This window comes from Enterobacter sp. BIDMC92, assembly GCF_001030225.1.
Taxonomy (GTDB): Bacteria; Pseudomonadota; Gammaproteobacteria; order Enterobacterales; family Enterobacteriaceae; genus Enterobacter; species Enterobacter sichuanensis.
In genome coordinates, this window is record NZ_KQ087598.1 from 4,199,266 (window position 1) to 4,225,554 (window position 26,289).

A 26,289-nucleotide genomic window follows, 5' to 3' on the forward strand; every position below is an offset into this window, starting at 1 on the left:
CTTCCGCGCACGTCCTCGTATGAATCAGAGTGCGCTATAAATATTCACAATAGGGCGCGAATATTACGCAAAACGCGAGCCTTTGACAAGTGCTACCGTCAATACATGAAGAAAAAAAACACAACACGTACGGTAACGTTTATCTGAGCCGTTTTTTCAGTACAATCAGCAATACTATTGATAAACCGAAACCCTTCGTTACCCCATAGTAGATGGGATCAACAGGATAAAAAGCCCGGCTTTTGCGATGAATTTAGAAAAAATCAACGAGTTAACCGCGCAAGATATGGCGGGTGTGAATGCAGCAATCCTGGAGCAACTCAACTCTGACGTTCAACTGATCAATCAGTTGGGCTATTACATTGTCAGCGGCGGCGGTAAACGCATACGCCCGATGATTGCCATTCTGGCTGCCAGAGCCGTTGGTTATCAGGGAAATGCCCACATCACCATCGCAGCGCTCATCGAATTTATTCACACAGCGACGCTTCTGCATGATGATGTTGTGGATGAATCGGATATGCGTCGCGGCAAAGCCACGGCGAACGCCGCTTTCGGGAACGCAGCCAGCGTACTGGTGGGGGATTTTATCTATACCCGCGCCTTCCAGATGATGACCAGTCTGGGCTCCCTGAAAGTACTGGAAGTGATGTCCGAAGCCGTTAACGTCATCGCAGAAGGCGAAGTACTGCAGCTGATGAACGTCAACGATCCTGATATTACTGAAGAAAACTACATGCGCGTGATCTACAGCAAAACCGCGCGCCTGTTTGAAGCAGCCGCCCAGTGTTCCGGCATTCTGGCTGACTGTACCGAGGCCCAGGAAAAAGGGCTGCAGGACTATGGTCGTTATCTGGGTACGGCATTCCAGCTGATAGATGATTTGCTGGACTACAGTGCGGACGGCGAGACGCTCGGCAAAAACGTTGGTGATGACCTGAACGAAGGCAAACCGACCCTGCCGCTGCTCCACGCCATGCGCAACGGAACGGCCGACCAGGCGAAAATGATCCGTGAAGCGATTGAGCAGGGAAATGGCCGCCATCTTCTGGAACCCGTACTGGAAACCATGGCCATTTGCGGATCGCTCGAATGGACGCGCCAGCGTGCGGAAGAGGAAGCGGATAAAGCCATTGCTGCACTTCAGGTTATTCCAGACAGCCCGTGGCGCGATGCGCTGATCGGTCTGGCGCACATCGCCGTTCAGCGCGATCGTTGATCCCTCCTGTTTCTCCCCGCGCCTTTGCGGGGAGATTCCCGTACGTTCCTGTAAATTACGTCTTCATGTAAATGCATCGGTTTAGAGACTGCATGAATAAAGCTGTGTCTTATTCTGAATATCCCTTCAAGTAACGCGAACTTTTTAGAACAAGAGTGTGAAATGGGTATAGTAACCCCGTCGTTTCTGACGAAACGGCGAAGGTGAATCCGAACTAAGGACAGCGTTATGGACACGAAATTTATCGACTGGCACACGGCGGATATTATTGCCGCACTGCGCAAAAGAGGCACGTCACTGGCAGCAGAGTCACGCCGCCACGGACTGAGTTCTTCAACCCTGGCAAACGCCCTCACCCGCCCCTGGCCTAAGGGAGAGCTCATTATCGCAACGGCGCTGGATACGCACCCGTGGGTGATTTGGCCCTCGCGTTACCACGATCCTATTACCCATGAGTTTATTGACAGAACGCGCATGATTCGCCAGAAAAAGGCAAAGAAAGGATTGCAGGAATAACACGTTAATTGACAGGCACAGCAACCCCCCGGTCATTGCTGGCAGGGGGCTGCCGGAACGATTACTCGCCCTTCACACGCTCGATATTCGCACCCAGCGCGCGCAGTTTATCTTCGATACGCTCATAACCACGATCGATGTGATAAATACGATCCACAATCGTTGTCCCTTCCGCGATACAACCCGCCAGCACCAGGCTCGCAGACGCACGCAGATCGGTGGCCATCACCTGAGCACCCGACAGTTTCTCCACGCCGTGGCAAATTACGGTATTACTCTCGATTTCTGCATGCGCACCCATACGGATCAGCTCCGGTACGTGCATAAAGCGGTTCTCGAAAATGGTTTCAGTGATGAAGCCGGTCCCTTCGGCGACCAGGTTCAGCAGGGTGAACTGCGCCTGCATGTCGGTCGGGAACGCCGGATGCGGCGCCGTACGAACATTGACAGCTTTTGGACGCTGACCGTGCATATCGAGGCTGATCCAGTCTTCACCGATTTCGATATCAGCGCCGGCATCGCGCAGCTTCGCCAGCACCGCATCCAGGGTATCAGGCTGTGCGTTACGGCAAACAATCTTACCGCCAGAGATCGCCGCTGCCACCAGGAAGGTACCGGTTTCGATACGGTCCGGCAGGACGCGATAAACACCACCGCCCAGACGCTCAACGCCTTCAATGGTGATACGGTCAGTACCCTGACCGGAGATCTTCGCCCCCAGCGCCACGAGGAAGTTGGCGGTATCCACAATTTCCGGCTCACGCGCGGCGTTTTCGATGATCGTGGTACCTTCAGCCAGCGTTGCCGCAGACATAATGGTGACCGTTGCGCCCACGCTCACCTTGTCCATGACAATGTGCGCGCCTTTCAGACGACCGTTGACGGACGCTTTAACGTAACCTTCTTCCAGTTTGATCTCTGCGCCCAGTTTTTCCAGGCCAAAGATATGCAGGTCAACCGGACGCGCCCCGATGGCACAACCGCCCGGAAGTGAAACCTGCCCCTGGCCAAAACGCGCCACCAGCGGGCCAAGCGCCCAGATGGAAGCACGCATGGTTTTCACCAGATCGTAAGGGGCAGAGAAGTTATTCACATTGCTGGCGTCGATCCAGACAGAGCCGTTCCGCTCAACTTTAGTGCCCAACTGGGTGAGCAACTTCATGGTCGTGTCGATATCTTTCAGTTTCGGGACGTTCTGAATTTCTACCGGCTCTTCCGCGAGCAGCGCAGCAAAGAGGATTGGCAGCGCGGCGTTTTTCGCGCCAGAAATTGTGACTTCGCCCTGGAGGCGCGTAGGCCCCTGTACACGAAATTTATCCATTGTGTGCTCTCTTATAAATTCAACCGTGCTGCGGGCCTGTCGCCCTCAGCTCAAAAACCGTTTAGTTTGCGATCGCGTGCCCACTCTTGCGGGGTGAACGCTTTAATCGACAGGGCGTGGATGCGGTTATCCGCAATATATTCCATCAGCGGCGCGTACACAGCCTGCTGTTTCTTCACGCGGCTCATGCCGTCGAACATCTCACCCACAGCAATAACCTGGAAGTGACTGCCATCACCAGTGACGTGGGCTTCCTGAAGGGAGAGTGCATTCATCAGCACTGTCTGGATTTCATGATTTTCCATGGGTTCTTAATCATCTGATAGTGAAAACAAGCCCAACATCTTAGAGCAAAGTGGCGTCGTCTTAAACAAGCAAAAAGCCCCGACGATGAAACTGTCAGGGCTTTCGGAAGTAACGCACTGAAAATATTAACGAGGCAGTACGTCCTGAGGAAGATTGTACAGCTGCGCAAGGGTCACGACATTATCGCTCGCGCCGTGAAGCCTGACGCTCGCCCCCTGTTTTTTCCCCTCGGCAACCAGATGGGCAAGCAGCGCAACACCTGCCGTATCCACCCGGGTGATACCGCTTAAGTCAATCAGCGTCACGCCCTGCATGGCGTCATGGCGCTGGTCCCATAACGGGTTCAGGAGGTCCTGATCCAGTTCGCCGGACAGTTTCAATGTCTCGCCTTCACGCGACCAGCTGAGTTGCTGTGACATTACTTCTTCTCGTCCAGCGTGATTTTCTGACGAGCAATGGATTGCAACTGTGCAGTCAGGCCATCAATGCCTTTAGTGCGCAGCAGGTCGCTCCACTCGTTCTGCTTGGTGGTGATCATGCTTACCCCTTCGGCAATCATGTCATACGCCTGCCAGTGGCCGGTCTGGCTGTTTTTACGCCACTGGAAATCCAGACGAACCGGTGGACGGCCGTTTGGATCGTTGATCGTCACACGGATAGGCACGATGGTCGCATCACCCAGCGGCTGCTCAGGCGCAATCTGGTAGGTCTGGCCGTGATACATCGCCAGCGCCTGACCATAAGCCTGCTTCAGGTATTCACGGAACGCGGCAAAGTAGGCCTCACGCTGCGCAGGGGTCGCGTCTTTGTAATAACGACCCAGCACCAGCGCACCCGCATATTTAATCTGCACATACGGCAGCAATTCCTGGTCAACAACGTCACGCAGGTAATCAGGATTCGCACGAATTTTAGGCTGTTCGTTTTTAAGACGGTCGAAGGTTTTCTTCGCCGCTTCGTCCATCAGTTTGTACGGGTTACTCTGATCCGCAGCATGGGCAGCGGTAAGAGGGGCAATGACCAGCATGGCCACCATTAACAGTCGTTTAAACATGAATGACTTCTCCTGAAATTAATGCGTCGAGCCAGGTGTCGGTGCGACGTCGGTATGATCTTCAGACTGCGCAGGGGCAGCGTCGGATTTTTTCTCATCCCCTTTACTGTTGTAAAGGAACTGACCAATCATATCTTCCAGCACCATTGCGGACTTCGTATCCTGAATAACGCTGCCGTCTTTAAGAATAGTCGTTCCCAGCTCGGGGTCTTCAAAGCCGACGTTAAGCGCCAGATATTGTTCACCCAGCAGACCGGAAGTCCGGATCGACAGGGAACTGGTGTCCGGAATATGGTTGTAACGCTCTTCGATATCCATCGCGACGCGTGGCAGATAGGTTTTCTCATCAAGCGTAATATCTGATACGCGTCCGATCACCACGCCGCCAATACGGACCGGTGAACGGGCCTTCAGCCCACCGATGTTATCGAAGGTGGCATAGATGCGATATGTCGGCTCGGTACGCACGGAGGTGATATCCGCCGCTCTCAGGCAGATAAACAGTGCGGCCAACAGCGCCAGCAGCAGGAACACGCCGACCCAAATTTCATTTTTTTTCGTTTGCATGAACTCAATTCCCAAACATCAGTGCGGTGAGCACAAAATCCAGACCCAGTACGGCCAGCGACGAGTGTACGACTGTACGTGTAGTTGCACGGCTAATGCCTGCCGACGTCGGGATGGCATCGTAACCATTGAACAAGGCAATCCAGGTGACCGTAATGGCGAATACCACGCTTTTAATCAGACAGTTAACCAGATCCATTCGCAGGTCGATGGCGTCCTGCATGGCGGACCAGAAGAAACCGGCATCAATGCCTTTCCAGTGAACGCCAACCAGCGAACCGCCCCAGATACCCACGGCGACAAACAGAATAGTCAGTAACGGTAAAGAGATCACCCCAGCCCAGAAACGCGGCGAAATTACACGACGCAGCGGGTCAACCGCCATCATCTCCATACTGGAGAGCTGCTCAGTCGCACGCATCAGGCCAATTTCAGCCGTTAATGCCGACCCCGCGCGTCCGGCGAACAACAGCGCCGCCACAACCGGCCCCAGTTCACGCAGCAGCGAAAGCGCCACCAGCATCCCGAGACTGGTTTCCGCACTGTAGGTTGTCAGAACGAGGTAGCCCTGCAGCCCCAGCACCATGCCGATAAACAGACCGGACACAATGATGATGAGCATCGACAGCACGCCGACGTTATAGAGTTGCCGCACCAGTAAAGGCGCATGCTTTCGGAACTCCGGCTTGCCGACCAGCGCGTTGAATAACATCAATCCGGCACGCCCGAACGTCCTGATGGTTTTTATGCCACGGTGTCCGAGAGCGGCCAACGCATTTAACAGCATGAGTGGCTTAACTCCCTATTCCCAGTAAATCGTCACGATAGTCGCCCGCCGGGTAGCGGAACGGCACAGGGCCATCGGCAATACCGTCGAGGAACTGTCGCACGCGCGGATCGCAATTTTCCTGCAACGCCTGGGCGCTACCGTGTGCGACGATCTTTTTGTCCGCCACGATATAGGCGTAATCGGCGATGCTCAACACTTCCGGTACATCGTGAGAAACCACAATGCAGGTTACGCCAAGTGCGCTGTTCAGCTCAGAGATGAGCTTCACCAGCACGCCCATCGTGATGGGATCCTGCCCGACGAACGGTTCATCGAACATGATTAAATCCGGTTCTAATGCAATGGCTCGCGCCAGCGCGGCGCGGCGCGCCATCCCGCCGGAGAGTTCCGAAGGCATCAGCTTCGCCGCCCCACGCAAACCGACGGCTTCAAGCTTCATCATCACCGTACTTTTCAGCAACGCCGGCGGCAGGCTGGTGTGTTCGCGAAGTGGATAGGCCACGTTATCAAAGACGTTCATATCGGTGAACAACGCCCCCGACTGAAAGAGCATGCTCATGCGCTTGCGAACGGTATACAGACGCGAGCGCGACATCTCCGGGACATTTTCGCCATCAAAGAGGATTTCACCGCTGTCGGGTGGGATCTGCCCACCGATAAGACGCAGCAGGGTCGTTTTACCGATCCCGGACGGCCCCATGATGGCCGTGATCTTGCCACGCGGTACGGTCAACGAAATATCATCAAATATCAATCTGTTGGCGCGAGAAAAACTCACACCGCGGACATCGACTAAATTCGCCATCGTTTGGCTCATTTATGGTTCCTTTCTTACCCTGCTCACGTTTAGGCATGCAGCCTGGATCAGCCCTAAACTCAGCATTTTTACAGAATAATAGCCGTTGAGGTTAGCGAAAGCTGGCATTTGTTTTACTTTTCCGGCGCATAAAGTCAAAATTAGGAATTCGTTACGCCTCAGACTGTATGCAGTCCAGCCATTCCCGCGCGATGGACCGACGAGTATACCTGAAGAAAGGACTTTTGATGCTTTTAGCAACAGCACTGTTAATAATTGGTTTACTTTTGGTGGTCTACAGTGCTGACCGTTTAGTGTTTGCCGCATCTATCCTGTGTCGCCTGACGGGCGTGCCACCTCTCGTCATCGGGATGACCGTTGTCAGCGTTGGAACGTCACTTCCTGAAATTATCGTCTCTGTCTCGGCATCGCTGCACGGCCAGTTAGACCTGGCCGTCGGCACCGCGATTGGCTCTAATATCGTCAATATATTGTTGATTTTAGGGCTGGCGGCACTGCTCCATCCATTTCGCGTGCATTCTGATGTTCTGCGTCGTGAATTGCCGCTAATGTTAATCGTAAGTCTGCTGGCAGGATGCGTATTTTATGATGGCATACTGAGCGTCAGTGACGGCATTTTCTTGCTGGCGCTGGCCGTCATTTGGTTGCTGTATAGTGTTAAGATCGCCCGTCTGGCTGAGAAGCAGGGGCACGATAGCCTCACGCGTGAGCAGGTCGCCGAACTCCCGCGGGAAGGCACGCTCCCCGTCGCCCTGCTCTGGCTTGGCGTGGCGCTGATCATCATGCCCATGGCCACGCGCATGGTCGTAGATAACGCGACGGTCGTGGCGAACTATTTCGCCATCAGTGAACTGACCATTGGCCTGACGGTTATTGCCATCGGAACCAGTCTGCCGGAGCTGGCCACGGCCATTGCCGGGGCGCGAAAAGGGGAGGATGACATTGCCATTGGTAATATCATCGGCTCCAATATTTTTAATATCGCGATAGTAATGGGCCTGCCGGCCCTGATTACGCCGGGGCCCTTTAATCCCCTGGCGTTTTCACGCGATTACGGTGTGATGCTGCTGGTCAGCGTGATATTTGCCCTGCTCTGCTGGCGGCGGCAACGACAGATTGGCAAAGGCGCAGGCGCGCTGTTGACGGGTGGATTTATCGTATGGATGGCGATGCTGTACTGGCTCTCGCCTCTTCTCTCTGGGTAAACGGAAACGCATTATGTCGCAAATAGAATTGCAGCCGGGTTTTGACTTTCAGAAAGCAGGCAAAGACGTTCTGGAGATTGAACGTGAAGGTCTGGCGCAGTTGGATCAGTACATTAATCAGGATTTTAGTCTGGCATGTGAGAAGATATTCTACTGTGCCGGCAAAGTCGTGGTGATGGGGATGGGCAAGTCCGGCCACATTGGACGCAAAATGGCGGCAACGTTTGCCAGTACCGGAACCTCTTCTTTCTTTGTCCACCCGGGGGAAGCCGCCCACGGCGACCTGGGTATGGTCACGCCGCAGGATATCGTCATCGCGCTGTCCAACTCCGGTGAGTCCAATGAAATTCTGGCGCTGATCCCGGTACTGAAGCGTCTGCAGGTGCCGCTCATTTGCATGACCAGCCGTCCGGAAAGTAGCATGGCGCGTGCAGCCGATATTCACCTGTGCGTAAAGGTGCCGAAAGAGGCCTGCCCGCTCGGCCTGGCGCCGACCTCCAGCACCACCGCGGCGCTGGTGATGGGCGATGCGCTCGCCGTGGCGCTGCTGGAAGCCCGTGGTTTTACGCCGGAAGATTTCGCCCTTTCCCACCCGGGTGGCGCGCTGGGGCGTAAGCTGCTGCTGCGGGTTAACGATATTATGCACACCGGGGATGAAATCCCTCACGTCAGTAAAGCCGCCTCCCTGCGTGATGCGCTGCTGGAAATCACCCGTAAGAATCTGGGTATGACGGTCGTATGCGACGATCTGATGAAAATTCAGGGGATCTTCACCGATGGCGACCTGCGTCGCGTGTTCGACATGGGTGTGGATGTCCGTACGCTGGGCATTGCCGATGTGATGACACCCGGCGGCATTCGCGTGCGCCCGGGGACGCTGGCAGTGGATGTGCTGAACCTGATGCAGTCCCGTCATATCACCTCCGTCATGGTTGCCGATGGCGACCAGTTGCTGGGTGTGGTACATATGCATGATCTGCTGCGCGCAGGCGTAGTGTAATGAAGGATAAGACAATGAGTAATGCGGGTGCATCCCTTGCAACCTGTTATGGTCCGGTCAGTACCCAGATGATGACAAAGGCGGAAAACATTCGCCTGCTCATTCTGGATGTGGATGGCGTACTCTCCGATGGCCTGATTTATATGGGTAATAACGGTGAAGAGCTAAAAGCGTTTAACGTTCGCGACGGCTACGGTATCCGCTGTGCGCTGACCTCAGGTATCGAGGTGGCTATCATCACCGGACGGAAAGCTAAACTGGTAGAAGACCGCTGTGAAACCTTAGGCATTACCCATTTGTATCAGGGTCAATCCGATAAGATGGCGGCGTTCAATGATTTACTGGGTAAACTGGCTATCGCACCAGAAAACGTGGCCTACGTCGGGGACGATCTGATTGACTGGCCAGTAATGGCTGAAGTTGGGCTGAGCATCGCCGTTGCCGATGCGCATCCGCTGCTGATCCCGCGTGCGGACTACGTTACCCACATCAACGGGGGCCGAGGTGCCGTCCGTGAAGTCTGCGATCTGCTCCTGCTGGCGCAGGGCAAGCTTGATGAGGCCAAAGGGCAATCGATATGAGTAAAACCAGACGTTGGGTTATCATTTTGCTTTCGCTTATCGCCCTGGTATTGATTGGCGTGAACCTTGCCGATCGCGACGATACGCAAACGGAAGTGATCAACAATAACGATCCAACCTATAAAAGCGATCACAGCGACACTGTGGTCTACAGCCCGCAAGGCGCGCTGAACTATCGCCTGATTGCCCAGCATGTTGAATATTTTTCAGATGACGGTATTTCGTGGTTTACCCAACCTGTTATGACCACGTTTGATAAGGACAAAGTACCGACGTGGTCAATCAAGTCAGACCGGGCAAAACTGACAAATGACCGTATGCTTTATCTGTATGGCCACGTTGAAGTCAACGCCCTGACCGCTGACTCGCAACTGCGAAAAATTACGACGGATAATGCCCAGATCAACCTGGTGACCCAGGATGTGACGTCGCAGGATCTGGTTACTCTGTATGGCACAACATTTAATTCCAGCGGTTTGAGAATGCGCGGGAACTTACGCAGCAAAAACGCCGAGCTGATTGAAAAGGTTAGAACCTCCTATGAAATTCAAAACAAACAAACTCAGCCTTAAAGTAATTATCGCCAGCGCGATGCTGGCGACCAGTCTCCCCGCGCTTGCTGTAACGGGCGATACCGAGCAGCCGATTCATATCGAGTCCGACACCCAGTCTCTTGATATGCAGGGTAATGTCGTCACCTTCACGGGTAACGTCGTCATGACTCAGGGCACCATCAAAATCAACGCCGACAAAGTGGTTGTTACCCGTCCGGGTGGCGAGCAGGGCAAAGAGATTATCGATGGCTACGGTAATCCGGCGACCTTCTACCAAATGCAGGACAACGGCAAACCGGTGAAAGGCCATGCCACGCATATGCACTATGAGCTGGCGAAGGACCTGGTGATCCTGACCGGAAATGCGTACCTGGAACAGCTGGACAGCAACATTACCGGCGACAAGATTACCTATCTGGTTAAAGAGCAAAAAATGCAGGCCTCCAGCGAGAAAGGCAAACGCGTCACCACCGTACTGGTACCGTCGCAGCTGCAGGACAAAGGCAAAGGCCAGGCCCCGGCACAGAAGAAGAGTAACTAATTCGTTATGGCAACATTAACTGCAAAAAATCTCGCGAAGGCCTATAAGGGCCGCCGTGTCGTAGAGGATGTCAGTCTGACCGTTAACTCCGGTGAAATTGTGGGTCTGCTTGGCCCTAACGGTGCGGGTAAAACGACAACCTTCTACATGGTCGTTGGCATTGTGCCGCGCGATGCCGGCAACATTGTCATTGATGATGAAGACATCAGCCTTCTGCCGCTGCATGCACGCGCACGCCGCGGGATCGGCTATTTGCCACAGGAAGCCTCCATTTTCCGTCGCCTTAGCGTTTACGATAACCTGATGGCGGTTCTGCAAATTCGTAACGATCTGACCAGCGAACAGCGTCAGGATCGTGCCAACGAGCTGATGGAAGAGTTCCACATTGAGCATCTGCGCGACAGCCTCGGTCAGGCACTGTCCGGTGGGGAACGCCGACGCGTTGAGATTGCGCGTGCGCTGGCCGCAAACCCGAAATTTATCCTTCTGGATGAACCATTTGCGGGTGTTGATCCGATCTCCGTTATCGATATTAAACGTATCATTGAGCACCTGCGCGACAGCGGGCTTGGCGTGTTGATCACCGACCACAACGTGCGTGAAACGCTGGCCGTGTGTGAACGTGCGTATATTGTGAGCCAGGGTAACCTGATCGCCCACGGTACGCCGCAACAAATCCTCGAAGATGATCATGTTAAGCGCGTCTATCTTGGGGAAGACTTCAGACTCTGATAGGGTAGAGGAAACGTAACGCCGAACCGGAGAAAAATGCTCTGAACATGAAGCAAGGTTTGCAATTAAGGCTCAGCCAACAACTGGCAATGACGCCGCAGCTACAGCAGGCAATTCGCCTGTTGCAACTGTCCACGTTAGAACTTCAGCAGGAACTCCAGCAGGCGCTGGACAGTAACCCCCTGCTGGAACAAACCGATCTTCATGACGAGGTAGATACCCAGCAATCGCAGGATACAGAAGCGCTCGACACCGCGGATGCACTCGAACAAAAAGAGATGCCGGACGAGCTTCCGCTGGATGCCAGCTGGGATGAGATCTACACCGCCGGAACCCCATCCGGAACGCGTGCGGACTACCAGGACGATGAGCTACCGGTCTATCAGGGAGAAACCACCCAGTCGCTTCAGGATTACCTGATGTGGCAGGTGGAACTGACCCCCTTCTCCGACACCGATCGTGCGATTGCCACATCCATTGTCGATGCCGTTGATGACACCGGCTATTTAACCGTCACGCTGGACGACATCCTCGAAAGCATGGGCGACGAAGAGATTGAGCTTGAGGAGGTTGAAGCCGTTCTGAAGCGCATTCAGCGTTTCGATCCGGTAGGCGTGGCCGCAAGAGATCTGCGCGACTGCCTGCTGATCCAGCTTTCTCAGTTCAGCAAAGAGACGCCGTGGCTCGATGAGGCGCGCTTAATCATCAGCGATCATCTGGATCTGTTGGCTAACCACGATTTCCGCACCCTGATGCGCGTCACGCGGCTGAAAGAAGATGTGCTGAAAGAAGCGGTGAATCTCATCCAGTCGCTCGATCCGCGCCCCGGTCAGTCGATCCAGACCAGCGAACCCGAATACGTGATCCCGGATGTGCTGGTCCGAAAACACAATGGCCGCTGGGTCGTTGAACTGAATTCTGACAGCATTCCTCGCCTGCAAATCAACCAGCAGTATGCCTCCATGTGCACCAGCGTGCGTAACGACTCCGACAATCAATATATTCGTAGCAATTTGCAGGAAGCGCGATGGTTGATCAAAAGTCTGGAGAGCCGTAATGATACGCTGCTTCGCGTCAGCCGCTGTATTGTCGAACAGCAGCAGGCGTTCTTTGAGCAGGGCGAAGAGTATATGAAACCGATGGTGCTGGCGGATATCGCTCAGGCCGTCGAGATGCATGAATCAACCATTTCCCGTGTCACCACGCAGAAGTATCTGCACAGTCCACGCGGTATTTTTGAGCTTAAGTATTTCTTCTCCAGCCACGTTAATACCGAGGGTGGCGGCGAAGCGTCGTCAACCGCGATTCGTGCCCTGGTGAAGAAGTTGATCGCCGCGGAGAACCCCGCGAAGCCACTGAGTGACAGTAAGTTAACCACCATGCTGTCCGAACAGGGTATTATGGTGGCACGTCGTACTGTCGCGAAGTATCGAGAGTCTTTATCCATTCCGCCGTCCAACCAGCGTAAACAGCTGGTCTGACACAACCGATAAGGAAGACACTATGCAGCTCAACATCACTGGACAAAACGTCGAAATTACTGAGGCTTTACGCGACTTTGTGAATACGAAGTTTGCAAAACTCGAGCAGTATTTCGAAAGGATCAACCAGGTCTATATTGTGTTGAAAGTGGAGAAAGTGACTCATATCTCGGATGCCACCCTGCATGTTAACGGGGGGGAACTTCATGCCAGTGCGGAAGGGCAAGACATGTACGCGGCTATCGACGGCTTGATTGATAAGCTTGCGCGACAGCTCAATAAACATAAAGATAAACTGAAACAACACTAATTGTCCGGGCAGTTAACGGGTGCAGGACGGCCTGTTGTGAAACACAACAGGCCATTTGTACAGTTAGCGCTTAGGTGAAATTATGATGAACAACGATTCCGCTCTTCAACTGAGCAATGTCCTTAACCAGGAATGTACCCGCAGTGCTGTTCACTGCCAGAGCAAAAAACGTGCGCTGGAGATCATCAGTGAGCTGGCCGCAAAACAGCTGGGCCTGCCGCCACAGGTGGTGTTCGAAGCGATCCTGACCCGTGAAAAAATGGGCAGTACCGGTATCGGCAACGGCATCGCCATCCCGCACGGCAAACTGGAAGAGGATACCCTGCGTGCCGTGGGTGTGTTTGTGCAGCTTGAAACACCCATCGCCTTCGATGCCATTGATAACCAGCCCGTCGATCTTCTCTTCGCGCTGCTGGTGCCTGCCGACCAGACGAAAACCCATCTGCATACGCTGTCGCTGGTCGCTAAACGTCTGGCCGATAAAACCATTTGCCGCCGACTGCGCTCGGCCCAAAGTGATGAAGAGCTCTATCAGATTATCACTGAAGCAGAAGGCAATCAGGATGATGCATAACCAGGAGATGGCCTTCACATCTGTTGTCCTGAGGAGAAACGGAACATGGTGCTGATGATTGTCAGTGGTCGTTCAGGGTCGGGGAAGTCCGTTGCTCTGCGCGCGCTGGAAGACATGGGTTTTTACTGCGTAGATAATCTGCCAGTCGTGTTGCTGCCCGATCTGGCTCGCACGCTTGCGGAAAGACAAACCTCTGCCGCCGTCAGTATCGACGTTCGTAACATGCCTGAATCGCCTGAAATTTTTGAACAGGCAATGAGTAACCTGCCTGATGCGTTTTCGCCTCAGCTGCTGTTCCTTGATGCAGACCGCAATACCCTGATCCGTCGCTACAGCGATACCCGTCGTCTGCACCCGCTTTCCAGCAAGAACCTCTCTCTGGAGAGCGCTATCGACGAAGAGAGCGACCTGCTGGAGCCGCTGCGTTCACGCGCTGACCTGATTGTCGACACCTCTGAGATGTCCGTTCACGAGCTGGCGGAAATGCTGCGTACCCGGTTGCTGGGTAAGCGCGAGCGCGAACTGACGATGGTGTTCGAATCCTTTGGCTTTAAGCACGGGATTCCAATTGATGCGGATTATGTTTTCGACGTGCGCTTCCTGCCGAACCCGCACTGGGATCCGAAACTGCGTCCCATGACCGGTCTGGATAAACCCGTCGCGGCCTTCCTCGACAGGCACACAGAAGTTCACAATTTTATCTACCAGACGCGAAGCTACCTTGAGCTATGGTTACCTATGCTGGAGACAAACAATCGCAGCTACCTGACGGTGGCGATTGGCTGTACCGGCGGTAAACATCGTTCGGTCTACATCGCCGAACAGCTGGCCGACTATTTCCGCTCGCGCGGGAAGAACGTTCAGTCCCGTCATCGCACGCTGGAAAAACGTAAAACATGACCGTAAAACAAACCGTTGAGATCACCAATAAGCTGGGCATGCACGCGCGCCCGGCGATGAAGCTGTTTGAACTGATGCAGGGTTTCGATGCGGAAGTTCTGCTGCGAAATGATGAAGGTACCGAAGCGGAAGCAAACAGCGTGATTGCGCTGCTGATGCTGGACTCCGCCAAAGGCCGCCAGATTGAAGTTGAAGCTACCGGCCCTCAGGAAGAGGAAGCGCTGGCGGCGGTGGTTGCGCTGTTTAACGCCGGTTTTGACGAAGACTAACGCCTCATTTTCTGGCGGGTGGCGCTGCGCTTACCCGCCTTACATCAGCTGATTACGCTGCATAAACCCTTCCCCACCCAGCTGACGCATCTGACGCAGAATCCACGCCTGACGGCTTCGCACGTACCCTGACGGGGCACTGGCTTTAAAGCGGATAGGGTTAGGTAACACCGCGGCCAATAACGCCGCTTCAGACATACTCAACCGGCTGGCCGGTTTATTAAAATAGCGTTGTGCAGCCGCTTCCACGCCAAATACCCCATCGCCAAACTCAGCGATATTCAGGTAGACGGTCAGAATGCGCTTTTTACTCCAGACCGTTTCCATGCCCAGCGTCAGCCCCGCTTCCAGCCCTTTTCGTACCCAGCTGCGGCCGTCCCACAAAAACAGATTCTTTGCCGTCTGCTGTGACAGGGTTGATGCACCGCGCACGCGGTTTTCGTGGCGTTCATTATGGGCCAGCGCCTTCTCTATGGCCGCGACGTCGAACCCCCAGTGTTCCGGGAATTTCTGATCCTCCGCCGCAATCACGGCCAGCCCCATAAAGGGCGAGATGTCGTCCATGCTCACCCAATCAGAATGCGCGACATAGCTGAAATCACCGGTAAACCATGCGCCGAGCTGACGTTCAACCATCACGGCAGAAAATGGCACGGGCAGAATGCTGAACAGGGCGAGTCCCCCGCCCCAGAAGACCGCCAGCACAAGAACGATGCGCAACAGGGTGCGCTTCACCCATGCGCCAGCACCGGATTGACGACTCATTCAGCCAGCACCAGCACTCTGGCCACCAGCTTCTCGATACCCGTGGCCGCTTCTGCAATATTCTGCGCCAGCATATACGCAGGCGTGGTAACGATCTTATTGTCTTCGTCCACCACAATGTCATCCACCGGACAAGGCACGTGCTCGCCGCCCATATCTTCAATGACTTCCGCGGTATCAATATCCGTCCCGATGGTCAGGCGCAGCGGGAAATCAAAAATTTTAGGCAGCATGGCGGGGGCGATGCAGATAAAGCCCAGCGGTTTTCCCGCCGCGTGCATAGCCTGCGACAGCGTTTTTAGATGCGGATCGATCTGACACTCCGCCCCCTGGGTGGCAAACGTACTGAGATTTTTGGCCGCGCCAAACCCACCGGGCACAATTAGCGCATCAAGCTCTGTGGCGTCTGCCTGAATAAGAGGGTAAATATTTCCGCGGGCAATACGCGCGGCTTCAACCAGTACGTTACGGATTTCTGCCATTGGCTCACCCGTGAGATGGTTAATCACATCCGCCTGATTTTTGTCCGGCGCAAAACAAATCACCTCTGCCCCCTGTTTTGCCAGGGCCAGCAGCGTAATGACGGCTTCATGTATTTCAGAGCCATCGTAAACACCGCATCCACTCAGCACGACACCAATCTTTTTCATCATGAGGATCCTTTTCTGCAACTTGCTGAAGCACATTAATAATTTTGATTAAAACGCTATGCTTCACACATTTCACTGATTCATGTAACAAACCATTTAAGATTTGCTATCTTATCTGCGTGCGGCCTAAATTTTTCAGGCGGCGCCGATTCGAAAAATACTTGAAAAAACAGGCGCAGCCACAATTTCCCTGGTGTTGGCGCAGTATTCGCGCACCCCGGTTAAGCCGGGGTCATTTTTTTCTGGTATCGACCCAGGCTTTAAGCACCGCAACATCGTTTTGCCACTCTTGTTTCATCTCTTCAACCCAATCACCCACGTTATCTTCCCATGCAGGTAAATCAGGCGACTGAATCTGTTGACCCAGCTGCTGCAGGTGGCGCAGGCCGACCGAGCCGGCCGCACCTTTGATTTTATGTCCTTCTTCCACGATGCCCTTCTGGTCGCGCGCGGTCAGGTTGGACTCCAGCACACTCAGATAGCCTGGCATCATTTTTTCGAACACCGCCAGACCGTCGGTAATCAGTTTCGGGCCAACCAGATCGATATACTGCTCCAGCATCGCGGTATCGAGTATCGTTTGGGCTTTTGCGCTATCAACAGACGTCATGGTGCTCTCCTCTTCATCATGGGTATCCCAGAACTTCTTGATCATAGCGGTCAAAGCAGGCACCGCCAGCGGCTTGCTGAGCACATCGTCCATACCGGCATCGAGATACTCTTTTTTATCTTTCAGTACGTTCGCCGTCAGCGCAACCAGCGGCGGCAGCTCATCGGCCGCGTACTGACGCGTCAGCTCACGCGAGATATCCAGCCCGGTCATATCCGGCAGTTGAATATCCAGCAGAACGAGGTCGTATTCACCCGGTTTAAACATCTCCAGCGCGGCTTTGCCCGTCATCGCGACATCCACGCTGTTGCCCAGTTTTTCCAGTACCGAGCGCGCCACAATCACGTTCAGCTCGATGTCTTCCACCAGCAGGACATGCAGCGCAGGCAGCGGCATATCGTCGTCTTCAAAGGTATCCTCAACCTCTTCCGCCACCGCCGGAGCATGCACCGTCAGGGTGAACGTTGAGCCTTTGCCCGGCTGACTGGCTACGGTGATATCCCCGCCCATGCTCTTCGCCAGCCGTTTCGACACCGCCAGGCCAATGCCCGTACCGGTAGCCGGTTTCCCGCCGTTGCTGTCTTTCACCTGGTAGTACATGGCAAAGATTTTGTCCTGCTCCTCCTGCGGAATACCAATCCCGGAATCCTCCACCTCAAAGTGCAGCATGTCACCGTCGTCATAGCGGACACGCACGGCCACCTGCCCCTTCTGGGTAAACTTTACCGCGTTGCTGATCAGGTTCCACAGGATCTGACGCAGACGCGTACCGTCAGTCACCACTTTATGCGGCAGCGGCAGGGTTGGCTCCATGACAAAGCTCAGTCCCTTCTGCTGCGCCTGCAGGCCGGACAGGTTTTCCAGATCCGCAAGGAAGCTGGTGAAATCAACCGGCTGATTATCAAGTTGAACTTTTCGGCGCTCCATTTTATCCATATCAATAATATCGTTGAAGATATTCCCCAGCGTGACCGCCGAGACATGGATAGTTTTAAGGTATTTTTCCTGCTCCGCGGTCAGGTCGGTATCCAGCAGAATGCGGCTCAACCCGACGATACCATTCAGCGGCGTACGCAATTCGTGGCTAATGGTAGAGATAAAGGTGGTCTTATCGCGGCTGGCACGCTCCAGGGCATCCTGATAGCGCTTACGCTCGGTAATGTCGCGGCCAAAGCCCATCAAGCCGTGGCGTTTCCCCACGCGGTCATAGTAGGGGACCTTACGGATCTCAAAGCAGGCTTTGCGTCCGTCCGGATAATCCAGCCACTGTTCATAGGTCAGCGAGACATTGTGACGGAACACTTTTTCGTCCGTTTCCATAACCTTGGCGGCCGCCTCTTCAGAGTAAACGTCCTGCGGCTTCAGGTGGATAAGCTGCTTCTCGCTTTTCCCGGTGAGCAGCTCCATAGCGCGGTTACAGCCGGAAAACTCTTTATCTTCATTGCGGTAGAACACCAGATCCGGCGACGCGTCCAGAAACGAACGCAGGAAAGAGGATTGCTGTTCAAGCTGGATCTGCGTGACCTCACGCTCTTTCATTTCGATTTTCAGCTGCTCAAGCGTGGCCTGACGCTCGGCTTCCGCCTTCTCACGATCCGAAATCTCCTGATTGAGCTGCGCAATGTTGTCTTTGAGCTGAACGTTAAGCTTCAGGTCGCGCTCGCGCATCTCTTCCAGTTTATCGACCAGTTTTGACAAACGCTGACGGGACTCTTCCAGTTGTTCAACTACCACAGACAGGAAATAGACCGCCCAGGGAGTAATCAGCAAGCCAAAGAAGATAGAGCGGATGACGTCGATACTCTCGACCTGACCATGCAGAACCATGGTGACGGCCATTTGCACGACGATGGCCAGAACGACCAGCGCCAGCGCAAGCAGCATGGAGAAACGCACCAGCCCAAGCTTCATCATCAGGTCGACGTAATACTGGGCAAGCATTCGAATTTGCTTCATAGAGGATCCCTTCACGACTTTATCGCTCAATAATACTCAAATTCGCGGCGGGACGTTGAAGGTTGTGAGAAAAAGTGCGGGGTGAAACAGGAGATTAGCCTCGCTCCCGGGTAACCGGAAGCGAGGAGAGGTCAATCAGGAGCGTTTAAGCAACAGCCAGAGGCTGATCAGGAGGAAACTGGCGCTTGGCAGCAGCGCGCCAATAATTGGCGGAATGCCATACACCAGCGTCAATGGACCGAAGATCTGATCGAGCACGTAAAACACAAAGCCGAAGCTGATACCGGTGACAACGCGCACCCCCATCGGCACGCTGCGCAGCGGGCCGAAGATAAACGACAGCGCCATCAGCATCATCACCGCCACGGACATCGGCTGGAAGATTTTGCTCCACATGTTGAGCTGATAACGTCCCGCATCCTGGCCGCTCGACTTCAGGTATTTCACATAGTTGTGTAAACCGCTGATGGAAAGCGCGTCAGGATCCAGCGCCACGACCCCGAGCTTATCGGGTGTGAGGTTGGTCTTCCATGTACCGGACACCGTCTGAGAACCAGTGATCTGTTTCGGATCTCTCAGGTCAGACTCATCAACCTGCGACAAACGCCACTGCTTATGTTCAGGGTCAAACTTCGCCGAAGAGGCGTGTTTAACTGACTGCAAGCGGCGCTGGTCATTGAAGGCGTAGATGCTCACACCGCCTAACTCATCATCGCCTTTTACGCGTTCGATGTAGACGAAGCTGTTGCCATCTTTCGCCCATAACCCTTGCTGAGTGGAAAGCAGAGAACCACCGTACATCGCCTGAGCGCGGTAGTTACGCGCCATCTGTTCACCCTGCGGCGCCACCCACTCACCAATCGCCATGGTCAACAGCACCAGCGGGATCGCGGTTTTCATTACCGACAGCGCAACCTGCATGCGGGTAAAACCCGATGCCTGCATAACCACCAGTTCACTGCGCTGCGCCAGCATCCCCAGCCCCAGCAGGGCACCCAGCAGCGCCGCCATCGGGAAGAAGATCTGCACATCTTTCGGCACGCTGAGCAGGGTATACATTCCCGCGCCGAGCGCGTCATAACTTCCCTGCCCGGCTTTTTTCAGCTGGTCGACAAATTTGATAATGCCGGAGAGCGACACCAGCATGAACAACGTCATCATGATGGTGGTAAAAATAGTTTTACCGATATAGCGATCAAGAACGCCAAACGCCTGCATTAGATGGCTCCTTTACGCGAGAATCGGGCACGTATGCGGCGCACAGGCACCGTATCCCACAGGTTTAATCCCAGCGCCAGTAAGATATACAAGCTGTTCACGAACCATGTCCAGACCATAGGGTCCAGCTTACCCTTCGCGCCGTTGGAACGAATCGAGGTTTGCAGCAGGAAGTAGATCAGGTAAAGCAGCATCGCTGGCAGCATCGAGAGCACACGTCCCTGACGCGGGTTCACCACGCTCAGCGGAACAACAATCAGCGCCATCATAAATACGGTAAATACGAGAGTAATACGCCAGTGGAACTCCGCACGCGCTCTGTTGGTATCGGTATTCCACAGGGTACGCATATCCATCTGCTCGGTATCGGTTGGATCGAGCGCCACCGTCTGATGGCCGATAATGGCCTGATAGTTCTGGAAATCCGTAATACGGAAGTCACGCAGCATCGCGGTCCCTTCGAAACGGGTACCTTTGTCCAGCGTCACAATCTGCGAACCGTCTTTGCGCTGAGCAAGTTGCCCGGAGTCGGCAATGACCACTGACGGACGCGCGTTACCTTTCGTACGCAGCTGCGCCAGGAAGACGTCGTTAAACTTGCTGCCGTCAACGCTCTCAATAAAGAGCACGGAGTTCCCGTCGGTCGCCTGCTGGAATTGCCCCTGGGCTAACGCCGCCATGCCGGGGTTGGCTTTCGCTTCGGCCAGCACTTCGTCCTGATGACGGGAAGACAAGGGGCCTGCCCACATCACATTCACCGCCGCAACAATTCCCGTGAACAGCGCCAGTATCATGGCCGCTTTCACCAGTACCGCTTTGCTCAGGCCACAGGCATGCATCACCGTGATTTCACTCTCGGTGTAGAGCTTCCCAAGCGTCATGAGCAGACCAAGGAAAAGACTTAGCGGCAGGATAAGCTGCGCCATTTCCGGGATCCCTAAACCAAGCAGGGAAAGCACCAGATTCGTTGGAATTTCGCCGTCAACAGCCGCACCGAGGATCTTAACCAGCTTCTGACAGAAAAAAATCAGCAGCAGGATGAAGAGGATCGCCAGCTGGCTTTTGAGCGTCTCCCGCACCAGATATCTTATGATTATCACTTTAAATACGCCCGTAAAAACCCGTCTCTTTGCAGGAATTTCGCTTGTTTCATGGCTTAAACGTCATTTATTCTCTTGAGTCGTCGAAATCATCGCTAAGATTAAAACATCCGGCGGATTCACGCTTCAGGACTTTTTCTGACGTGTCGAAACCGTAGTAACGTAAGATTAACACGAAGTCACCACAACAGCGGACATGAGTTACGAAAGGTTTCAATTCTATCCGTAGCCGCCGCCGTTGTCTTTAAGATTCAGGAGCGTAGTGCATGGAGTTCAGTGTAAAAAGCGGTAGCCCGGAGAAACAGCGGAGTGCCTGCATCGTTGTGGGCGTCTTTGAACCGCGCCGACTCTCCCCGATCGCCGAACAACTCGATAAAATCAGTGACGGCTATATTAGCGCCCTGCTGCGCCGTGGCGAACTGGAAGGCAAACCTGGGCAGACGCTGTTACTGCATCATGTTCCGAACGTCCTGTCCGAACGCATTCTGCTGATTGGCTGCGGCAAAGAACGCGAGCTGGATGAGCGTCAGTATAAGCAGGTGATTCAGAAAACGATTAATACGCTGAATGACACCGGTTCAATGGAAGCCGTCTGTTTCCTGACGGAGCTGCATGTCAAAGGGCGTAACACCTACTGGAAAGTCCGTCAGGCGGTCGAAACGGCAAAAGAGAGCCTGTACAGCTTCGATCAACTGAAGACCAATAAAAGCGAGCCGCGTCGCCCGCTGCGTAAAATGGTCTTTAACGTGCCAACCCGTCGCGAACTGACCAGCGGCGAGCGCGCCATTCAGCACGGTCTGGCCATTGCTGCCGGCATTAAAGCGGCCAAAGACCTCGGCAACATGCCGCCGAACATCTGTAACGCCGCATACCTGGCCTCTCAGGCGCGTCAGCTGGCCGATGCCTACAGCAAGAATGTCATTACCCGCGTCATTGGCGAACAGCAGATGAAAGAGCTGGGAATGCACTCTTATCTGGCGGTGGGTAACGGCTCGCAGAATGAGTCGCTGATGTCGGTCATTGAGTACAAGGGCAATCCGTCCGAAGATGCGCGCCCTATCGTGCTCGTTGGTAAAGGCCTGACCTTCGACTCCGGCGGTATCTCCATCAAGCCGGCCGAAGGCATGGATGAGATGAAGTACGACATGTGCGGCGCGGCGGCGGTGTATGGCGTGATGCGTATGGTGGCGGAGCTTCAGCTGCCTGTTAACGTTATTGGCGTACTGGCGGGCTGCGAAAACATGCCTGGCGGTCGTGCCTATCGTCCGGGTGACGTCCTGACCACCATGTCCGGACAGACGGTTGAAGTGCTGAACACCGACGCCGAAGGCCGTCTGGTGCTGTGTGACGTGCTGACCTACGTGGAACGCTTCGAGCCGGAAGCGGTGATTGACGTCGCTACGCTCACCGGCGCCTGTGTGATTGCGCTGGGCCATCACATCACCGGTCTGATGTCGAACCACAATCCGCTGGCGCATGAGCTTATTAGTGCCTCGGAGCAGGCCGGCGACCGCGCATGGCGTCTGCCGCTGGGTGATGAGTATCAGGATCAGCTGGAGTCTAACTTCGCGGACATGGCGAACATCGGCGGACGTCCTGGTGGCGCTATCACTGCAGGCTGTTTCCTGGCACGCTTTACCCGCAAGTACAACTGGGCGCACCTGGATATCGCGGGCACCGCATGGCGCTCCGGTAAGGCCAAAGGCGCAACCGGTCGTCCGGTGGCGTTACTGTCGCAGTTCCTGCTGAACCGCGCGGGTTTTAACGGCGACGAGTAAGTCATCACGGCAGCAAACTGTAGGCCGGGTAAGCGTAGCGCCACCCGGCTTTGCCTTTGAATCCAAAACAAGAACCCCCATATATGAAGAATGCAACGTTCTACCTTCTGGACAACGACACCCATCAGGATGGCCTGAGCGCCGTCGAACAGCTGGTGTGTGAAATTGCCGCAGAACGTTGGCGCGCAGGTAAACGTGTGCTGATTGCCTGTGAAGATGAACAGCAGGCGATTCGACTTGATGAAGCGCTGTGGGCCCGCCCGCCGGAGAGCTTTGTGCCGCATAACCTGTCAGGCGAAGGCCCACGCGGCGGCGCACCGGTTGAAATTGCCTGGCCGCAAAAGCGCAGCAGCAGCGCGCGCGATATTCTGATTAGCCTGCGGATAGATTTTGCAGATTTTGCCACCGCTTTCACAGAAGTGGTAGACTTTGTCCCTTACGAAGAATCTTTGAAACAACTGGCGCGCGAACGCTATAAAGCGTACCGCCTGGCTGGTTTTAACCTGAATACGGCAACCTGGAAATAATGGAAAAGACATATAACCCACGCGATATCGAACAGCCGCTTTACGAGCACTGGGAACAGCAGGGCTATTTCAAGCCTAACGGCGACGAAAGCAAAGAGTCCTTCTGCATCATGATCCCGCCGCCGAACGTCACCGGCAGTTTGCATATGGGTCATGCTTTCCAGCAGACCATCATGGACACCATGATCCGCTACCAGCGTATGCAGGGTAAAAACACCCTGTGGCAGGCGGGGACTGACCACGCGGGTATCGCGACCCAGATGGTGGTTGAGCGTAAAATTGCCGCTGAAGAAGGGAAAACTCGCCACGACTACGGTCGCGACGCCTTCATCGACAAAATCTGGCAGTGGAAAGCAGAATCTGGCGGCACCATTACCCGTCAGATGCGCCGTCTCGGCAACTCCGTTGACTGGGAGCGCGAGCGTTTCACCATGGACGAAGGCCTGTCCAACGCCGTGAAAGAAGTTTTCGTCCGCCTCTACAAAGAAGACCTGATTTACCGTGGCAAACGCCTGGTAAACTGGGACCCGAAACTGCGCACCGCCATCTCTGACCTGGAAGTGGAAAACCGCGAGTCCAAGGGCTCCATGTGGCACATCCGCTATCCGCTGGCCGACGGCGCTAAAACCGCAGACGGTAAAGATTACCTGGTGGTCGCGACCACCCGTCCGGAAACTCTGCTGGGCGATACCGGCGTGGCCGTTAACCCGGAAGATCCGCGTTACCAGAGTCTTATCGGTAAATTCGTGGTGCTGCCGCTGGTGAACCGCCGTATTCCGATTGTAGGCGACGAACACGCCGATATGGAAAAAGGCACCGGCTGCGTGAAAATCACCCCGGCGCACGACTTCAACGACTATGAAGTGGGCCGTCGTCACGCCCTGCCGATGATCAACATTCTGACCTTCGACGGTGATATCCGTGAAAGCGCTGAAGTGTATGACACCAAAGGCAACGAATCTGACGTTTATTCAAGCGACATTCCGGCTGAGTTCCAGAAGCTGGAACGTTTTGCGGCGCGTAAAGCGATCGTGGCTGCCGTTGACGCGCTCGGCCTGCTGGAAGAGATCAAACCTCACGATCTGACCGTGCCGTACGGCGACCGTGGCGGCGTGGTTATTGAACCCATGCTGACCGATCAGTGGTACGTGCGTGCCGACGTGCTGGCGAAACCGGCTGTTGAAGCGGTTGAGAACGGCAGCATCCAGTTCGTGCCGAAGCAGTACGAAAACATGTACTTCTCCTGGATGCGTGACATTCAGGACTGGTGTATCTCCCGTCAGCTGTGGTGGGGTCACCGTATCCCGGCGTGGTACGATAACGAAGGCAACGTCTACGTAGGACGTAGCGAAGATGAAGTGCGCCAGGAAAACAACCTGAGTGCAGATGTTGCCCTGCGCCAGGACGAAGACGTGCTGGATACCTGGTTCTCCTCTGCACTGTGGACCTTCTCCACACTCGGCTGGCCTGAGAATACCGACGCGCTGCGTCAGTTCCACCCAACCAGCGTGATGGTGTCCGGCTTCGACATCATCTTCTTCTGGATTGCCCGCATGATCATGATGACAATGCACTTCATCAAAGATGAAGACGGCAAGCCGCAGGTTCCGTTCCATACCGTCTACATGACCGGCCTTATCCGTGACGATGAAGGGCAGAAGATGTCCAAGTCCAAGGGTAACGTCATTGACCCACTGGATATGGTTGACGGTATCTCTCTGGAAGAGCTGCTGGAAAAACGCACCGGCAACATGATGCAGCCGCAGCTGGCAGAGAAAATCCGCAAGCGTACCGAGAAGCAGTTCCCGAACGGGATTGAGGCTCACGGTACCGACGCCCTGCGTTTCACCCTGGCGGCGCTGGCCTCTACCGGTCGCGACATCAACTGGGACATGAAGCGTCTGGAAGGCTACCGTAACTTCTGTAACAAGCTGTGGAACGCCAGCCGCTTCGTGCTGATGAACACCGAAGATCAGGATTGCGGCTTCAACGGCGGCGAGATGACCCTGTCTCTGGCAGACCGCTGGATCCTGGCGGAATTCAACCAGACGGTGAAAGCGTTCCGCGAGGCGCTGGACAGCTTCCGCTTCGATATCGCGGCGGGCATTCTGTACGAATTCACCTGGAACCAGTTCTGTGACTGGTACCTGGAACTGGCGAAGCCGGTCATGAATGGCGGCACTGAGGCTGAACTGCGCGGTACGCGTAATACGCTGATTACCGTCCTGGAAGGTCTGCTGCGCCTGGCGCATCCGGTCATTCCATTCATCACCGAAACCATCTGGCAGCGCGTGAAGGTGATTGCAGGCATCAATGCCGACACCATCATGCTGCAGCCGTTCCCGGAATTCGATGCGGCTAAGGTTGATGACGCGGCGTCTGCAGATACCGAGTGGCTGAAGCAGGCGATCGTAGCGGTACGTAACATTCGTGCTGAAATGAACATCGCGCCGGGCAAACCACTGGAGCTGCTGCTGCGCGGCTGCAGCGAGGCGGCGGTTCGTCGTGTCAACGAGAACAACACCTTCCTGAAAACCATGGCGCGCCTGGAAAGCATCACCGTGCTGCCTGCTGATGACAAAGGTCCGGTCTCCGTGACCAAAATCATCGACGGCGCCGAGCTGCTGATCCCGATGGCAGGTCTTATCGACAAAGATGCTGAGCTGGCGCGTCTGGCGAAAGAAGTGGCGAAAGTCGACGTGGAAATCGGCAAGATCGTAAGCAAACTGGCGAACGAAGGCTTTGTTGCCCGTGCGCCGGAAGCGGTCATCGCGAAAGAGCGTGAGCGTCTGGTGGCTTTCGCCGATGCGAAGACCAAGCTGATTGAGCAGCAGGCGGTTATCGCAGCCCTGTAATGCTATTACCCCTTACGCTTCAGGGCGTAAGGGGTATCCTTCCTGAAAACTCCTCGCTTGCACTCCCCTTTCCGCGGTGCTATTAACAGCAAA

At 54.7% G+C, this 26,289-nt stretch carries 28 protein-coding genes; 16 read left to right on the plus strand and 12 right to left on the minus strand.

The features are described 5' to 3' along the window. Window positions 1-247: 247 nt before the first annotated feature. Both ispB and sfsB read left to right on the plus strand, forming a co-directional pair. A complete protein-coding gene (ispB, locus tag SP99_RS19630) occupies window positions 248-1,219 on the plus strand; it encodes an octaprenyl diphosphate synthase (protein WP_047959542.1) in 972 nt (323 codons plus the stop codon). Window positions 1,220-1,447: 228 nt separating this feature from the next. Beyond that, a complete protein-coding gene (sfsB, locus tag SP99_RS19635; protein WP_047959543.1) occupies window positions 1,448-1,735 on the plus strand; it encodes a DNA-binding transcriptional regulator SfsB in 288 nt (95 codons plus the stop codon). 61 nt (window positions 1,736-1,796) lie between these two features. Here the strand turns inward: sfsB and murA are convergent, their stop codons facing one another. From murA to mlaF, 7 genes are all read right to left on the minus strand, one after another. Continuing rightward, window positions 1,797-3,056 carry a UDP-N-acetylglucosamine 1-carboxyvinyltransferase gene (murA, locus tag SP99_RS19640; RefSeq protein ID WP_025756701.1) on the minus strand — a complete coding sequence of 420 codons (1,260 nt, stop codon included), beginning with the start codon at window positions 3,054-3,056 and terminating at the stop codon, window positions 1,797-1,799. Between the two features lie 50 nt (window positions 3,057-3,106). Next, complete coding sequence (gene ibaG / locus SP99_RS19645; RefSeq protein ID WP_008501458.1) at window positions 3,107-3,361, minus strand: BolA family iron metabolism protein IbaG; 255 nt, start codon at window positions 3,359-3,361, stop codon at window positions 3,107-3,109. A gap of 126 nt (window positions 3,362-3,487) precedes the next feature. Continuing rightward, the gene (gene mlaB / locus SP99_RS19650) at window positions 3,488-3,781 is read right to left on the minus strand and encodes a lipid asymmetry maintenance protein MlaB (RefSeq protein WP_045284744.1); all 294 of its coding nucleotides are present in this window, start codon (window positions 3,779-3,781) and stop codon (window positions 3,488-3,490) included. Further along, on the minus strand, window positions 3,781-4,416 hold the full coding sequence (gene mlaC / locus SP99_RS19655) for a phospholipid-binding protein MlaC (protein ID WP_014885387.1): 636 nt from the start codon (window positions 4,414-4,416) through the stop codon (window positions 3,781-3,783). Before mlaC ends, mlaB begins: the two co-directional genes overlap by 1 nt. A gap of 18 nt (window positions 4,417-4,434) precedes the next feature. Next, window positions 4,435-4,983 (minus strand): outer membrane lipid asymmetry maintenance protein MlaD, encoded by a 549-nt coding sequence (gene mlaD / locus SP99_RS19660; protein WP_047959544.1) that lies wholly within the window; start codon window positions 4,981-4,983, stop codon window positions 4,435-4,437. Window positions 4,984-4,987: 4 nt separating this feature from the next. Next, a complete protein-coding gene (mlaE, locus tag SP99_RS19665; RefSeq protein ID WP_010436044.1) occupies window positions 4,988-5,770 on the minus strand; it encodes a lipid asymmetry maintenance ABC transporter permease subunit MlaE in 783 nt (260 codons plus the stop codon). 7 nt (window positions 5,771-5,777) lie between these two features. Then, complete coding sequence (mlaF, locus tag SP99_RS19670) at window positions 5,778-6,590, minus strand: phospholipid ABC transporter ATP-binding protein MlaF (RefSeq protein WP_025756698.1); 813 nt, start codon at window positions 6,588-6,590, stop codon at window positions 5,778-5,780. Window positions 6,591-6,817: 227 nt separating this feature from the next. Here mlaF and SP99_RS19675 point away from each other — a divergent pair, with 227 nt between their 5' ends. The 11 genes from SP99_RS19675 (at window position 6,818) to npr (ending at window position 14,737) form a co-directional block, all read left to right on the plus strand. Next, on the plus strand, window positions 6,818-7,795 hold the full coding sequence (locus SP99_RS19675; RefSeq protein ID WP_045284743.1) for a calcium/sodium antiporter: 978 nt from the start codon (window positions 6,818-6,820) through the stop codon (window positions 7,793-7,795). Window positions 7,796-7,808: 13 nt separating this feature from the next. After that, window positions 7,809-8,795: an arabinose-5-phosphate isomerase KdsD gene (gene kdsD, locus SP99_RS19680; protein WP_025756696.1), complete on the plus strand. Its 987-nt coding sequence runs from the start codon at window positions 7,809-7,811 to the stop codon at window positions 8,793-8,795. Window positions 8,796-8,809: 14 nt separating this feature from the next. Further along, the gene (kdsC, locus tag SP99_RS19685; RefSeq protein ID WP_047959545.1) at window positions 8,810-9,376 is read left to right on the plus strand and encodes a 3-deoxy-manno-octulosonate-8-phosphatase KdsC; all 567 of its coding nucleotides are present in this window, start codon (window positions 8,810-8,812) and stop codon (window positions 9,374-9,376) included. Further along, entirely contained in the window at window positions 9,373-9,948 is a 576-nt protein-coding gene (lptC, locus tag SP99_RS19690) for an LPS export ABC transporter periplasmic protein LptC (RefSeq protein ID WP_047959546.1), read from the plus strand. The genes kdsC and lptC overlap by 4 nt, the downstream gene beginning before the upstream one ends. Next, window positions 9,917-10,471 carry a lipopolysaccharide ABC transporter substrate-binding protein LptA gene (lptA, locus tag SP99_RS19695; protein WP_025756693.1) on the plus strand — a complete coding sequence of 185 codons (555 nt, stop codon included), beginning with the start codon at window positions 9,917-9,919 and terminating at the stop codon, window positions 10,469-10,471. Before lptC ends, lptA begins: the two co-directional genes overlap by 32 nt. Window positions 10,472-10,477: 6 nt before the next feature. Further along, a complete protein-coding gene (gene lptB / locus SP99_RS19700; RefSeq protein ID WP_025756692.1) occupies window positions 10,478-11,203 on the plus strand; it encodes an LPS export ABC transporter ATP-binding protein in 726 nt (241 codons plus the stop codon). Between the two features lie 47 nt (window positions 11,204-11,250). After that, window positions 11,251-12,684 carry an RNA polymerase factor sigma-54 gene (gene rpoN / locus SP99_RS19705; protein WP_025756691.1) on the plus strand — a complete coding sequence of 478 codons (1,434 nt, stop codon included), beginning with the start codon at window positions 11,251-11,253 and terminating at the stop codon, window positions 12,682-12,684. Window positions 12,685-12,706: 22 nt separating this feature from the next. Then, complete coding sequence (hpf, locus tag SP99_RS19710; protein WP_013098943.1) at window positions 12,707-12,994, plus strand: ribosome hibernation promoting factor; 288 nt, start codon at window positions 12,707-12,709, stop codon at window positions 12,992-12,994. 82 nt (window positions 12,995-13,076) lie between these two features. Then, complete coding sequence (ptsN, locus tag SP99_RS19715; RefSeq protein WP_008501443.1) at window positions 13,077-13,568, plus strand: PTS IIA-like nitrogen regulatory protein PtsN; 492 nt, start codon at window positions 13,077-13,079, stop codon at window positions 13,566-13,568. Between the two features lie 45 nt (window positions 13,569-13,613). Next, window positions 13,614-14,468 carry an RNase adapter RapZ gene (gene rapZ / locus SP99_RS19720; RefSeq protein WP_014885397.1) on the plus strand — a complete coding sequence of 285 codons (855 nt, stop codon included), beginning with the start codon at window positions 13,614-13,616 and terminating at the stop codon, window positions 14,466-14,468. After that, window positions 14,465-14,737 carry a PTS phosphocarrier protein NPr gene (npr, locus tag SP99_RS19725; RefSeq protein WP_025756690.1) on the plus strand — a complete coding sequence of 91 codons (273 nt, stop codon included), beginning with the start codon at window positions 14,465-14,467 and terminating at the stop codon, window positions 14,735-14,737. Before rapZ ends, npr begins: the two co-directional genes overlap by 4 nt. Window positions 14,738-14,776: 39 nt before the next feature. Here npr and mtgA read toward each other — a convergent pair whose 3' ends face one another. The 5 genes from mtgA to lptF all read right to left on the minus strand — a co-directional run bounded on the left by mtgA (window position 14,777) and on the right by lptF (window position 21,036). Further along, window positions 14,777-15,502, minus strand: coding sequence for a monofunctional biosynthetic peptidoglycan transglycosylase (mtgA, locus tag SP99_RS19730; protein ID WP_047959547.1), 726 nt, complete (start codon window positions 15,500-15,502; stop codon window positions 14,777-14,779). After that, window positions 15,499-16,152 (minus strand): isoprenoid biosynthesis glyoxalase ElbB, encoded by a 654-nt coding sequence (elbB, locus tag SP99_RS19735; protein WP_047959548.1) that lies wholly within the window; start codon window positions 16,150-16,152, stop codon window positions 15,499-15,501. The genes mtgA and elbB overlap by 4 nt, the downstream gene beginning before the upstream one ends. 232 nt (window positions 16,153-16,384) lie before the next feature. Next, window positions 16,385-18,718: an aerobic respiration two-component sensor histidine kinase ArcB gene (gene arcB, locus SP99_RS19740; RefSeq protein WP_045284740.1), complete on the minus strand. Its 2,334-nt coding sequence runs from the start codon at window positions 18,716-18,718 to the stop codon at window positions 16,385-16,387. Between the two features lie 135 nt (window positions 18,719-18,853). Beyond that, window positions 18,854-19,936: an LPS export ABC transporter permease LptG gene (lptG, locus tag SP99_RS19745; protein WP_025756686.1), complete on the minus strand. Its 1,083-nt coding sequence runs from the start codon at window positions 19,934-19,936 to the stop codon at window positions 18,854-18,856. Further along, window positions 19,936-21,036 (minus strand): LPS export ABC transporter permease LptF, encoded by a 1,101-nt coding sequence (gene lptF, locus SP99_RS19750; RefSeq protein WP_045284739.1) that lies wholly within the window; start codon window positions 21,034-21,036, stop codon window positions 19,936-19,938. Before lptF ends, lptG begins: the two co-directional genes overlap by 1 nt. 266 nt (window positions 21,037-21,302) lie before the next feature. Here lptF and pepA point away from each other — a divergent pair, with 266 nt between their 5' ends. From pepA to SP99_RS19765, 3 genes are all read left to right on the plus strand, one after another. Next, window positions 21,303-22,814 (plus strand): leucyl aminopeptidase, encoded by a 1,512-nt coding sequence (gene pepA, locus SP99_RS19755; RefSeq protein WP_025756684.1) that lies wholly within the window; start codon window positions 21,303-21,305, stop codon window positions 22,812-22,814. A gap of 83 nt (window positions 22,815-22,897) precedes the next feature. Beyond that, window positions 22,898-23,341 carry a DNA polymerase III subunit chi gene (gene holC, locus SP99_RS19760; RefSeq protein WP_025756683.1) on the plus strand — a complete coding sequence of 148 codons (444 nt, stop codon included), beginning with the start codon at window positions 22,898-22,900 and terminating at the stop codon, window positions 23,339-23,341. After that, window positions 23,341-26,196 (plus strand): valine--tRNA ligase, encoded by a 2,856-nt coding sequence (locus SP99_RS19765; protein ID WP_047959549.1) that lies wholly within the window; start codon window positions 23,341-23,343, stop codon window positions 26,194-26,196. Before holC ends, SP99_RS19765 begins: the two co-directional genes overlap by 1 nt. Window positions 26,197-26,289: the final 93 nt, after the last annotated feature.